The organism is Moorena producens 3L (genome assembly GCF_000211815.1).
GTDB lineage: Bacteria > Cyanobacteriota > Cyanobacteriia > Cyanobacteriales > Coleofasciculaceae > Moorena > Moorena producens.
This window is the reverse complement of sequence record NZ_GL890954.1, coordinates 95,734-107,547: the sequence shown is the minus strand read 5'-3', so window position 1 is coordinate 107,547 and position 11,814 is coordinate 95,734. Positions and strand designations below refer to the sequence as shown.

Here is an 11,814-nt window from a genome sequence, read left to right as displayed (position 1 = left end):
ACTATCTCCACACTTTCCACCCATTGCATCTTTTAAAAATCGTGTTAATATAAACAATATCGTAAACACAATGGTTTTTCGCCATGATGATTTCTACCGCACAAGCCGCTGAATTACTAGGTATCTCTGCCACTCGCGTCCGTTTCCTGTTGAGCAAGGGCAGAGTTAAAGGTGCTTATAAAGTCGGTAGAACTTGGGTGATTCCCTTATTTGATGGCATGCCCGTGGTCACTCCTGGCACTCGTGGACCAAAGCGGAATTGGTCAAAGCGTACAAATTACACGAAGGCTGTGATCCACGTTAACCAGAAAGTGATTCGCCAAAATCACAACACCGGCGAAAGGAATCCAGTGATTACTGTCAAACGAGGCACTAATAACACTTACGGTCATACCGTAGAAGTCAATGGCCCTTGTCGGGTCATGTATCGCCCGGATAATCCCCTACACTGTGGAGCACGGGTATGGATTGAGACGATTTCTGACTTTAAAGTGAGCTGAGCCAGGTCTAAGGTCAATCAAACGTTGAGCCATTCCAACCCCACATATGTCTCTGGGCATCAGCAAATTCAATATAAATTCGGTTAAGTGCTACACCCAAGGTCTCATTAATCGTCTTGCAAAAATCCTGACTCATGGCCTTAGTTTGAGTGGGCTTCATGGTGCCAATATTTTTAATTTCCACATAGCAAACTGGGTCAAAGCTACCAGCAAACGTCATAGCAACACCAGGCTCAAACGCTGTCATCACATAAGCTTCAGGTTTACCCACATGCTCGGCTAGTTTTCCTGACAGGATTTTCAGCAACCCTTCAACAGCTGCTGATTCTGGAGCATCAATGGAAGTTTGAACTTTAATTAGTGGCATAGTTTTGATATCACACCCTAGTTGAGCTTTTGAACAGTTGAAATGTTAAGCGGTCAGCGGTCAGTGGTCAGTAGTCAGCAGTCAGTGGTCAGTGGTCAGCGGTCAGTGGTCAGCCGTCAGCCGTCAGCCGTCAGTCGTTGGCAACTAACCCAAAGCTGATAGCTGAGAGGATATCTGAAAAGTTTTTTGATACTTAATTTTGCCCCCCTAGCCCCCCAAGCGAGGGATTGCTCGCTTGGGGGGGACAAGAGTCAATTTGCTTCTAAAAGTCCCCCAAAATTGGGGGATTTAGGGGGCTTGGATGTAGCAAATGAGACTTATCAGACAACCTCTGATAGCTGAGAACTAATAACTGATAACTGATAGCTAATAACTGATAGCTGATAACTGATAGCTGATAGCTGATAGCTCTAACCGCCATACTGCCAACCAGTGCTTTCTAGTAACAACTGATCTCCTTCCCGATGAATGCCAGCACCAACGACTTCAGCAACAAAGACGGTGTGATCGCCTTCTTCCACAGTTCCTCTGACCTGGCATTCTACATAACCGAGGGAGTCAGAAATAATCGGACAACCAGTTACTTCTCCGAAGTAAAATTCTACATCAGCAAACTTATTACCAACGCGACTTTGGGGTTTAAAAATTTGGCTGCCATATCTTTTTGCCCACTATCGAGGAAGCTAAGGGCATATACTCCTGTTTTCTTAATAATGGCGTGGGATCCAGAGTCTTGTTTAACACAGTTAACGATTAGTGGTGGTTTGAAGGAAGACTGCATTACCCAGCTGACCGTGAAGCCATTGATTGTTTCTTCACCATCCCTGACCCCACAGATATATAGACCATGGGGAATTTTGCGCAGCATGGTCTTTTTTGCTTGTTCGTCTAGCACGAGTCTTTCTCCCTAAGTTCTTAGTGAACGCGCCCCGCGTGAGCTTTTGGGCAAAGCCCGACGCTGGGCGAACGGTCAATCCCAATTAGTTTACAGAATTTTCCCTTTTAAAAGACAGGATTGGGGATGTCCTTTTGGGCTCTAAACATGCGCTTAACTCGATATAGAACACCTCTGGGCTGAAAATTATGCTTATACTGCCTGAATTCCCCAGCATCTAGCCAAACCCCGTGGCATTGGAAGCATTTTTCGTACCAGACGCTGTACTCATCAATATCAAGCATCCGGATCATTTTGGCTCCACAGCGGGGACAGCAAATATCATCATTGATCTTATTCAGCTCAGAGCCAATTTCCGGGTCTCCAATATCTAGACTCTCAGAACCTTTAATCTTTTTGAGTATTTCGGCCTCCAGGGAATCAAACCAAATGCCTTTGCAGTTGACACAGCGGTCTACTTCAATGCCATGGCAGGTAACTGGCTCTAATTTTCCTTTACACTTTGGGCAATTAAGTGTTGGGCAATTAAGTTCCTTCACACTTTCACACAAAAATTAATGTTATATCATATATCTTATACAATAGAAGGGTGAGGACGAAAGAGGTGAGAGTGTTCGGGATGATAGAGACGGGAACGGGTTTTAAGGCCATCACGGTTTAAAGCCGTCTTTAGTGCCGGACTGATTAAGTAAAGGGTTGTCCGAATTAAATTGTGCTCATGAGTAGTTGCTGCCATTTTATCAAGGTCAACTAGCCAAATTTTTTCATCTGGCCAGCCAATGCGGAAGCAAACCGCTACTGGTGTATCAGCAGAATAGTGTTTTAGGAGTTTGGCTTGAGCCGCTTCTACATGACGAGCACTCAGATAGAGGCACAAACTAGCTTGATGGGCAGCTAGGGATGCTAATTCCTCTGAGTCTGGGACCGCAGAAGCACGACCACTGATCCGGGTCAGGATAATCGTTTGTACTAATCCCGGTATAGTTAGCTCAACACCAAGTTGTGCGGCTGCTGCTTGAAAGGCGCTGATGCCTGGGATAAGTTCAAAGGGAATAGAGGCTTCCTTTAGAGCTTGCATTTGCTCGTGGATAGCACTATATAGAGTCAAATCTCCTGAGTGTAGCCTGACCACAGATTTATGCGATCGCACCCGTTCAATCATCAGTGGCACAATCTCTTCTAGGGTTTTGTTGCCAGAGCGAATAATTTCGGCATCAGCCCGAACACTCTCTAACATCTGTTTGGGCACTAGAGAATCTGCCACGATAATAACATCTGCCTTTTGGAGGATTTTCAAGGCTTTGACAGTTAATAAGTCTGGAGCGCCTGGTCCAGCACCGATAATGTAGACTGCTGGTGCGATTGAATTCATATAGTTTCGGAATTATGCTTTAGGAGATAGTATTTTGGTAAGCATATGCGCTACTTGAGGTGCCGTCAGCTCTCAGCCGTCAGCCGTCAGCTCTCAGCCGTCAGCTCTCAGCTTTTTTATTCAAAAGCTGAGAGCTGATAGCAGGCGCGATCGCTGCACGGGGTCAGATGAGTAAAACGAGCAGGGATTTTCAAGCAGTCCTACCAGTAACCCAGATGCTTGTTTACTATCTCCCGTTGATTAGCTGACGGCTGAGAGCTGACAGCTTAAGCTGTGTGTTTACCTGTCTTTTACCTGTGTGTTTACCAGTTAGTGACCAACAATCAAGCCAAGGTTCCGAGCAGCTTATAGATCAAGGAATTAACGAAACCAAGGGCAATTGCGCCAATCAAAGCGCTCCAAAATCCCCAGCGAAGTCGGAATCCTGTTACCAAAGCAGCGGCTAAGCCAAAAATAATCGCGTTGACCACAATAGCAAAAAGCCCAACAGTCAAGATAGTCAGAGGAAGAGATAAAACAATCAGGATTGGTTTCAATAGGGCATTGAGAATGCCGAACACCACTGCTGAAACCAATGCTTTCTCAAAACTATCAATCTCGACACCAGTTGGGAGTTTGGAAATGATCAACAAACTGACGGCAGTAACCAAACAGGCAATTAAAAGACTAATAATATCCATGGGTATCACCTTTTAGAGCACCACTACTTACACATTAAAGCGGAAAAGCATCACATCTCCCTCTTGTACAACATAATCTTTACCTTCTGAGCGAACTAACCCTTTTTCCTTAGCAGCGGTCATCGCTCCAGCAGCTACCAAATCCCCATAAGCAATGGTTTCTGCCCGAATAAAGCCTCGCTCAAAATCCGAGTGAATTGTCCCAGCCGCTTGGGGGGCTTTCATACCAGCAGCAATAGTCCACGCCCGAGTTTCCTGGGGACCAGTGGTCAGAAAGGTACGTAAACCCAACAATTCGTAGGTAGCGCCAATCAAGGATTTTAATCCCCCTTCTTCTACACCAAGGGACTGAAGAAAATCCTCTCGGTCTTCCTCAGGTAACTCAATTAGTTCTGACTCTACTTGAGCAGAAACCACTACCACTTGAGCATCTTCGGTAGCAGCAATTTGCCGCACTTGCTCGACCCAGTCATTGCCAGTGGCTAAGTCATCTTCAGATACATTAGCGGCATAGATAACTGGCTTACTGGTCAGTAACCCCAATTGCTTGACTGACTCGGCTTCTTCTTCTGTTAAACTAATCTGGCGCACTAATTTGCCTTCATTCAACCCAGCACTCAAGGTTTCCAAGGCATCAAGTTCCATCTTGGCATCTTTGTTACTACGAGCTTGCTTCCGGGTACGCTCAATCCGGCGTTCAACTTGCCCTAAATCAGCTAAGGCTAATTCTAAATTAATGACTTCAATATCCCGAGCTGGGTCAACGGAGCCGGAAACATGGATGATGTCATCATCATCAAAGCAGCGCACCACATGGACAATCGCATCGACTTCTCGGATATTGGCTAAAAACTGGTTACCCAAGCCTTCGCCTTTACTGGCTCCCTTGACTAAACCAGCAATATCCACAAACTCAATCCGAGTTGGCACAATTTTCTCAGATTCAGAAATCTTGGCCAGAACCTGCAACCGCTGATCTGGGACAGCAACTACACCGACATTCGGCTCAATGGTACAAAAAGGGAAATTCGCAGCATCTGCCTTGGCATTGGCAACTAGGGCATTAAATAAGGTTGATTTGCCTACATTGGGCAGTCCAACAATTCCAGCTCTTAGCATAGCAGTATATTATAGTACTTTAAAATGGACAATGGGCAATAGAAACTTGAACCGATCGGCCAGTTGTTCTACTGTTGTCCCAATTATCGCTTATCTTCTTGGTTTTTATTTTATAATTTTATTTTATAATTTTATTTTATAATTTTATTTTATAATTTTATTTTATAATTTTACTTAATAAATGGTCTCTAGTGATCTCTGATGGTCTCAATTAAACCAGTTTCAACTAAACTCCTTAGGGCTATTGCTAAACCAGATAAATTTACGTCTTTTGAACAGGAACGTGATAGTCGTAAGCAACATCTAGTAGCTTGTAGGGTGGGCAAAAACCGTAGGGGTATTTTGAGTATTATAGCTCATAAAAATTTGCCCACCCTACTTTAAGATGCAGCACGGCCAAAAATCCTTAAATCCTTATATAGTCAGTAAGATTCAGCTTGTAGGGTGGGCAAAAACCGTAGGGGTATTTTGAGTATTATAGATCATAAAAATTTGCCCACCCTACTTGAATTAGGATTTTTTTTACTTGTAGGGTGGGCAAAAAATCCTCTAGCTTGTAGGATAGGGAAAAATAGTTGGGTGATTTTGAGTATTATAGATCATAAAAATTTGCCCACCCTAACCCTAATTGAATTAGGATTTTTTTTACTGGTCGGGTGGGCAAAAATAGTAGGGTAATTTTGAGTATTATAGCTCATAAAAATTTGCCCACCCTACGTTAAGATGCAGCGCGGCCAAAAATCCTTCTATACTTGATTAACTCTTGCCTCTTGCCTTTCCTTAAGGGAGTATATTCACAAGTCAAATAAAAATGCTATATTACTAAATCTCTAAACTATGCCAACAACAGCTGATTTTCTGATCTACACTCAATGGGCAGGTATTCTGACTTTAGCCTGTGGCTTGATTGCTATACTCGGTTTTATCTTCAAATGGGGTCTCCGGTTTCGCCTGGTGGGAGTCACTGGGTTTATGCTGGTGCTAACGGCTAGCTTTTTCTCGTTATCCTTAGTACCGTTTACCCGTACTACCATTCCAGGGGCAATCCGATATACTGTAGTCTACGATAATGGTGGCAACCAAACGGTGATTGCTTTGCCCCCTAGTGCTACAGAGTCAGAAGTAGAAGCGACACTGCGCCAAGCTGCTAGTAATTTTTATTCCTATGGACGCCTCGGTGGCGCAAATAACCAGTTAACAATTCGAGCCCGGACGATTATCCATCCGGAAGCTGGTGTATCCAAGCCGGTATTGTTGGGTCAGGTTATGCGATCGCTTTCTCAGCGTGATGATCCAGATATGGTGATTGAAGTCTATTCCGAAGAATTTGCTCAATTGCCTCAAGAGTAAGGAGTATATAGCAGTTATCAATATTGATAACTGCTATATCGTTAACTGCTCATACTGATTAAAAAATTGCCGTGTCAACCCATAAGTGATCAATAAGGTTGCGATCAAATTAGTAAATGCGAGCATAAACATAATTAAGATCTGATAGGAAGCAGCATTCAAGGGCTCAATACCACTTAACAATTGACCTGTGATGATTCCCGGTAAAGTCACCAGTCCCACTACCATCATCGAGTTAAGAGTAGGAATCAACCCAGCCCGAATCGCATCCTTACGGTAACCGGCTACTGCTTGTTGTCCCGTTGCGCCTAAGCTTAAATGGGTTTCGATTTCTAGAGTGCTATTGCTAATGGTGCTAACTAAGCGTTCCCCTGCGATCGCAGCCCCATTCATGGCATTGCCCAGCACAATACCTCCTAAGGGAATCAGGTACTGGGGTGCATACCAAGGTTCTGGTTGAATCATCAATAGATTTGTATAGACTAAAGTCAATGCTGTACTGAAAAACAGGGAACTGAATACTATCGGTAACAGCCTCGGTATCTTGTGGTTACTAATCCGATTTCGAGCAGTAATCGTACCAATAGTCAGCATTACCATTAAGATAGCTAAAACAGGGATCGGGTGATCTAAGGCAAAAATGATAGCCAGCACATATCCCACAACAATGAGTTGTACGATAGTTCGGCCAGTTGCGATCGCTAGTTGAACTTCCAAACCCAGCCTTTGCCAGCTGGATAAACCAATTGCGATCGCCATCATGGCCAATCCCCACGCTAAATCGCTAAGATCGAGTTCAATTAAAGAATCCACCAACCACCACAGCTAATTTGTTTTCATCCATTGTGTCAGATCGTGCAGGTAAAATTTGAACCCTTTTTGCAAAAAATTCTGTTTTAATTAAAAACAACTTAAGGTGTGAGGAACAAGTGAATACTATACCCCCTCTTGACTTAACACGGCAGTACCAGGTGATTGGAGAACAAGTCAGTGCTGCTGTCGGTGAGGTTCTTTCTTCTGGACGTTATATTGGTGGTCCAGTGGTAGAGCACTTTGAGCAACAGTTTGCCGCTTACACCGGTACCCTGGAATGCATTGGATGTAACTCTGGTACAGACGCTCTCTATCTCGCCCTGCGAGCTTTAGATATCGGACCTGGTGATGAGGTAATTACCACACCCTTCACCTTCATCGCCACCGCTGAAGTAATTGCTGAAGTTGGTGCTACCCCAGTCTTTGTCGATATCAATGCCGAAACCTTTAATATTGATCTCAATCAGATTGAGAAAGCAATTACCCATAATACTAGAGCAATCATACCAGTTCACCTATTCGGACAGCCAGTTCATATGACTGCTGTGATGGATATCGCCAAGACTCATTGTCTTGCAGTCATTGAAGACTGCGCCCAAGGGACTGGTGCTGAATGGGTGGGAAAAAAGGTTGGCAGTATTGGACATATTGGTTGCTTTAGCTTCTATCCCACCAAGAATCTGGGAACCTGTGGCGATGGTGGTGCGGTAACTACCAATGACAAAACTATTGCGGCCTCAATACGGATGCTGCGAGACCATGGCAGATGCTCGGGCTATTACCATCAAGTCAATGGCATCAACAGCCGTTTAGATGCCCTACAAGCGGCTATTCTTAACGTAAAGCTACCCTATCTCGATGGCTGGAACAATGCCCGTCGTCAGGTAGCAACCCGGTATCACCAGTTATTGGAGCCATTACCTGAGATAATCCTGCCTCGGGAAACCCCTGGGGGAAACTCCGTCTGGAACCAGTACACCATTCGCCTAACTCAAGATAGTAGCAATAGCAACTATCGGGACGAGGTGCGCCAAAAATTAAAGCAGGCAGGTATTAGTTCTATGGTCTATTACCCCCTGCCGTTACACTTGCAGCCAGTCTACAAAGACTTAGGCTATCAAATCGGTCAGTTTCCAGTTGCTGAGCAAGTCTGCCATGAAGTATTGTCCCTGCCAATGTTCCCAGAACTTACCGTTGAGGAACAGCAACAGGTGGTTTATGGATTGAAGGACTGTTTAGGGTGAAGGTTAAAAGTTAACAGGTTAAAAGTTAACCGGTTGAAGGTTAACCGGTTGTTCGCGTAGCGTGGCCTATTGGCCAAGGTTAACCGGTTGAAGGTTAACCGGTTGTTCGCGTAGCGTGGCCTATTGGCCAAGGTTAACCGGTTGAAGGTTAGAAGACTAGTTTTCAAGCATGCAACCTTGGCCAAAAGGCCACGCTACGTGAACAACCCTTCAAGCATCCAACCTTCAAACCTACCCTACACCGAACGCCAAAGTGCGGCTCGTTCTAGCTAGGAACCTTACAATACAAGGCTTATGAGCTAGGGGCGCGAAGGAAAACCTTCAAAGCCTAACTGACTGTTCGGATGGTGGTCTTTTGGAGATAAGTGACACCCTATCTGGCCACACCGAACAGGCGGCAACCTGTAGAGTGACGCTGGCAACAGGGCGGAATCAGAGGTAAATCAGATGTGCCACACTGCCGCTAACGGGAAGATGTCATGGGTAACAGTAGCAAAAGTCCTGAAAAAGTGTCTTATGCGGAAGCCGCCATCTGACTAGTATATGCGAGACTTCATCCTCTACATCCTCACGATGCTCTTTTGGCGGTAATCGTAAACTCCGAGGAGAGGATAGGCAAATTGGTTAGAAGTTACCGCAAGAATAGTGGAGCCTTTATAGTTAGTCGGCTATGGGTAAAAGGGTTAAAAATTTTGTAGTAAGGCTCCACTATTCTAAGGTTTCATCTCCGGACTGCCCTAAAACATCAAAACAATCTAACAGTCGGAACGAGTAAAAACGACAGCAACATGAGTCTGAGGAACGGTCGAACCCTCGGTAAGCTATGCCAAGTCTAATCCTCACTGTCGGGTAGGATGCAGCCGGAAACTGGCTGCGGGTATTCAGAAAACACGAACTCTAGGAGAGTATAAGTAGACGCATGACAACCAGTTATAGCGACTTTTGGAAAAGTCAAAAGTGGAAGAAACTCCGCCAAAACCTCTTTCGCCTACAAAAGCGAGTGTTCAAAGCAGTTCGAGATGGCGACCTGAAGAAGGCACGGTCATTACAGAAACTGATTATGAAGTCCCGTGCAGCTCAACTTTTGGCCGTCCGTCAAGTGACTCAGCTAAACAAGGGTAAGAAAACGGCGGGAATTGATGGTAAGTCAAGCCTCAACTACCGACAGAGATGGGAACTGGTAGAAACATTGAACGACCATGCTTCAGACTGGAAGCATAGCCGACTTCGCGAAATCCCTATCCCTAAAAAGAATGGGAAAGTAAGGATGTTGAAAATACCTACCATCCCTGACAGAGCATGGCAATGTCTAGCCAAATTCGCCTTAGAACCAGCCCACGAGGCCACGTTCCACGCAAAAAGCTACGGATTCAGAACGGGAAGATGTGCCCAAGACGCACAAAAACAACTGTTTAACAATCTAAGGTCTAATAGCAACGGAATCAAAAAGCGAATCATAGAACTAGATATCAAGAAATGCTTTGACCGTATTTCCCACAACGCCATCATGATAAGGTTAATTGCGCCAACAGGATTAAAACACGGAATATTCCGCTGCCTCAAGGCCGGAATAAATCCGGAATTCCCTGAGCAAGGAACCCCACAAGGTGGAGTAGTAAGCCCCCTACTAGCTAATATCGCACTTAACGGAATAGAGGATATACACACCAGCCTGCGATCCGCAGATGATATGGTGTTCATCCTAAAGCCAAAAGACAATGCCGAGAAGATACTTGACAAAGTAAAAGCCTTCCTAGCAGAGCGCGGAATGGAAATCAGCGAAGAAAAGACCAAGCTAACCAACACGACAGACGGTTTTGATTTCTTGGGCTGGAACTTCCGAGTCCAGAAAAACGGAAAATTCCAATGCACTCCCTCAGCGGACAACCATCGGAAAATACGCGAAAAAATCAAACACGTGGTTAATAACTCGAACTATGGTGCTGAAGTAAAAGCAACGAAACTAGCTCCTATAGTTCGCGGATGGCGTAACTACCACAGCAGCTGTGACATGAGCAGCTCAAGGGATTCTCTATGGTTCATGAACCACACCGCAAATCGGAAATTCCGTAAGGAAAAGAAGGTAAACCGGTACAAAGCCAATGAACTATGTAAGAAGGCATTCCCAAAGGTAGGTTACAAGCAAAACCAACACGTAAACGTAAAGGGGACTAAGTCACCCTACGACGGTGACTTAGTTTACTGGAGTAATCGGAACTCACGATTATACTCCGATGCTACATCAACAGCTTTGAAAAAGCAGAACCATTCCTGTGGATATTGCGGATTGAGATTCCTAGAAGACGAGGATGTACATCTCCATCACATAGATGGAAACCACGACAACTGGAAAACGAAGAATCTTCTAGCAGTTGATCAGAACTGCCATCAGCAAATACATTGGAGCAAAAGCGAGGTGCGCTTTCCAATGGGCAGATAAACTGCCCCTGGGTCGCACCTCAGCTAAGAATATCTAGGAGCCGTGTGAGACGAAAGTTTCATGCACGGTTCTGAAGGAGAGGTGCTCCCCGTAATAGGGGACATCGACTCTAACGGCGAACAACCTTGGCCAATAGGCACGCGCGTCGCGTTCAACCGTTCAAGCATCCAACCTTCAACCAGATAACCTTCAACCAGATAACCTTCAACCAGATAACCTTCAACCAGATAACCTTGGCCAATAGGCCACGCTACGCGAACAACCATCAAACCTTCACCTCTTTACCCTTGACCCCTTGGAGGGCTTCTACCAAGCTGCGAACCGCTGCTACCATTGCGACTTCGCTATCTAACTGATTGATAGCCGAACCAACGCCAACACCAGCAGCACCAGCAGCAATGGCCATGGGAAGGGTCACACTGGATAACCCGGAAGCACACAACACTGGTACTGAGACAGCACGAGAAATTTCATAGGCAGCTGCCAAGGTTGGTGCCGCTTTTTCAATTAAACCCAAGGTGCCAGCGGAGCGAGGTTTACTGCTGGTACCCCCTTCAGTTTGAATAATATCGGCACCTGCTTTGACTAATTCTGCCGCTAGTTCTACTTGCTGATCTAACTTTAGAATGTGGGGGACAGTTACTGATAAGGTTATATTGGGTAATAATTTACGGGTTTCAATGGTCAGTGCCAATACGTCGGAAGCATCAAACCACTTCCCCTGAGCATAAAAGCTATCAAAGTTACCAATTTCAATCAGATCAGCACCAGCTTGGATAGCAATAACAAACTGCTTTGGTTCTACAGCAGAAACACAAATTGGTAAATCCGTTAACCCTCGTGCCAACCTGACTAGATCGGGGCAGGCGGCAATATCGACAAAAGTCGCTCCACCCCGTGAAGCTGCTTTAACTACAGCAGCAACTTTCTGGGTATCAAAATTATTTAAGCCACTAATTACTTTCAGGCAACGACCTTGGTTTAAGGCTTCGTTTAGTTTGTGATGCATAGTCATATTTTCTGTTTACCCCTGT

11 protein-coding genes and 1 pseudogene are annotated in these 11,814 nt (G+C 45.1%); 4 read left to right on the top strand and 8 right to left on the bottom strand.

Features of this window, described 5'->3' with window-relative positions; all coding sequences use genetic code 11:
• Positions 1–83 precede the first annotated feature (83 nt).
• Positions 84–500, top strand: coding sequence for a helix-turn-helix domain-containing protein (locus LYNGBM3L_RS24625; protein ID WP_008188032.1), 417 nt, complete (start codon positions 84–86; stop codon positions 498–500).
• Positions 501–513: 13 nt separating this feature from the next.
• Here the strand turns inward: LYNGBM3L_RS24625 and LYNGBM3L_RS24620 are convergent, their stop codons facing one another.
• The 6 genes and pseudogenes from LYNGBM3L_RS24620 to ychF all read right to left on the bottom strand — a co-directional run bounded on the left by LYNGBM3L_RS24620 (position 514) and on the right by ychF (position 4,933).
• The gene (locus tag LYNGBM3L_RS24620; protein ID WP_008188031.1) at positions 514–867 is read right to left on the bottom strand and encodes a phenylpyruvate tautomerase MIF-related protein; all 354 of its coding nucleotides are present in this window, start codon (positions 865–867) and stop codon (positions 514–516) included.
• Between the two features lie 410 nt (positions 868–1,277).
• A pseudogene (locus LYNGBM3L_RS24615) lies at positions 1,278–1,762 on the bottom strand (flavin reductase family protein).
• A 107-nt stretch (positions 1,763–1,869) separates the two neighbouring features.
• Positions 1,870–2,301: a TFIIB-type zinc ribbon-containing protein gene (locus LYNGBM3L_RS24610; protein ID WP_008188027.1), complete on the bottom strand. Its 432-nt coding sequence runs from the start codon at positions 2,299–2,301 to the stop codon at positions 1,870–1,872.
• Positions 2,302–2,336: 35 nt separating this feature from the next.
• Positions 2,337–3,134: a precorrin-4 C(11)-methyltransferase gene (cobM, locus tag LYNGBM3L_RS24605; protein WP_008188026.1), complete on the bottom strand. Its 798-nt coding sequence runs from the start codon at positions 3,132–3,134 to the stop codon at positions 2,337–2,339.
• Positions 3,135–3,457: 323 nt separating this feature from the next.
• Positions 3,458–3,814 (bottom strand): phage holin family protein, encoded by a 357-nt coding sequence (locus LYNGBM3L_RS24600; RefSeq protein WP_008188025.1) that lies wholly within the window; start codon positions 3,812–3,814, stop codon positions 3,458–3,460.
• Between the two features lie 27 nt (positions 3,815–3,841).
• Positions 3,842–4,933 carry a redox-regulated ATPase YchF gene (gene ychF / locus LYNGBM3L_RS24595; protein WP_008188024.1) on the bottom strand — a complete coding sequence of 364 codons (1,092 nt, stop codon included), beginning with the start codon at positions 4,931–4,933 and terminating at the stop codon, positions 3,842–3,844.
• 837 nt (positions 4,934–5,770) lie between these two features.
• Between ychF and LYNGBM3L_RS24580 the strand changes: the two genes are divergently transcribed.
• Positions 5,771–6,283, top strand: a complete 513-nt coding sequence (locus LYNGBM3L_RS24580) for a Ycf51 family protein (protein WP_008188021.1) — start codon at positions 5,771–5,773, stop codon at positions 6,281–6,283.
• Between the two features lie 33 nt (positions 6,284–6,316).
• Here the strand turns inward: LYNGBM3L_RS24580 and LYNGBM3L_RS24575 are convergent, their stop codons facing one another.
• On the bottom strand, positions 6,317–7,096 hold the full coding sequence (locus LYNGBM3L_RS24575) for an ABC transporter permease (RefSeq protein WP_008188020.1): 780 nt from the start codon (positions 7,094–7,096) through the stop codon (positions 6,317–6,319).
• Between the two features lie 116 nt (positions 7,097–7,212).
• Between LYNGBM3L_RS24575 and LYNGBM3L_RS24570 the strand changes: the two genes are divergently transcribed.
• Together LYNGBM3L_RS24570 and LYNGBM3L_RS24565 are read left to right on the top strand one after the other, a co-directional pair.
• Positions 7,213–8,340 (top strand): DegT/DnrJ/EryC1/StrS family aminotransferase, encoded by a 1,128-nt coding sequence (locus tag LYNGBM3L_RS24570; RefSeq protein ID WP_008188018.1) that lies wholly within the window; start codon positions 7,213–7,215, stop codon positions 8,338–8,340.
• Between the two features lie 919 nt (positions 8,341–9,259).
• A complete protein-coding gene (locus tag LYNGBM3L_RS24565) occupies positions 9,260–10,780 on the top strand; it encodes a reverse transcriptase domain-containing protein (RefSeq protein WP_008188017.1) in 1,521 nt (506 codons plus the stop codon).
• Positions 10,781–11,045: 265 nt separating this feature from the next.
• Here LYNGBM3L_RS24565 and LYNGBM3L_RS24555 read toward each other — a convergent pair whose 3' ends face one another.
• Positions 11,046–11,795, bottom strand: coding sequence for a DUF561 domain-containing protein (locus LYNGBM3L_RS24555; protein WP_008188016.1), 750 nt, complete (start codon positions 11,793–11,795; stop codon positions 11,046–11,048).
• Positions 11,796–11,814 lie beyond the last annotated feature (19 nt).

Excerpts from the sequence above, each read along its gene's own strand:
- LYNGBM3L_RS24625 (WP_008188032.1), top strand. The coding sequence starts at position 84 with ATGATGATTTCTACCGCACAAGCCGCTGAATTACTAGGTATCTCTGCC.
- LYNGBM3L_RS24620 (WP_008188031.1), bottom strand. The coding sequence starts at position 867 with ATGCCACTAATTAAAGTTCAAACTTCCATTGATGCTCCAGAATCAGCA.
- cobM (WP_008188026.1), bottom strand. The coding sequence starts at position 3,134 with ATGAATTCAATCGCACCAGCAGTCTACATTATCGGTGCTGGACCAGGC.
- LYNGBM3L_RS24600 (WP_008188025.1), bottom strand. The coding sequence starts at position 3,814 with ATGGATATTATTAGTCTTTTAATTGCCTGTTTGGTTACTGCCGTCAGT.
- ychF (WP_008188024.1), bottom strand. The coding sequence starts at position 4,933 with ATGCTAAGAGCTGGAATTGTTGGACTGCCCAATGTAGGCAAATCAACC.
- LYNGBM3L_RS24580 (WP_008188021.1), top strand. The coding sequence starts at position 5,771 with ATGCCAACAACAGCTGATTTTCTGATCTACACTCAATGGGCAGGTATT.
- LYNGBM3L_RS24565 (WP_008188017.1), top strand. The coding sequence starts at position 9,260 with ATGACAACCAGTTATAGCGACTTTTGGAAAAGTCAAAAGTGGAAGAAA.
- LYNGBM3L_RS24555 (WP_008188016.1), bottom strand. The coding sequence starts at position 11,795 with ATGACTATGCATCACAAACTAAACGAAGCCTTAAACCAAGGTCGTTGC.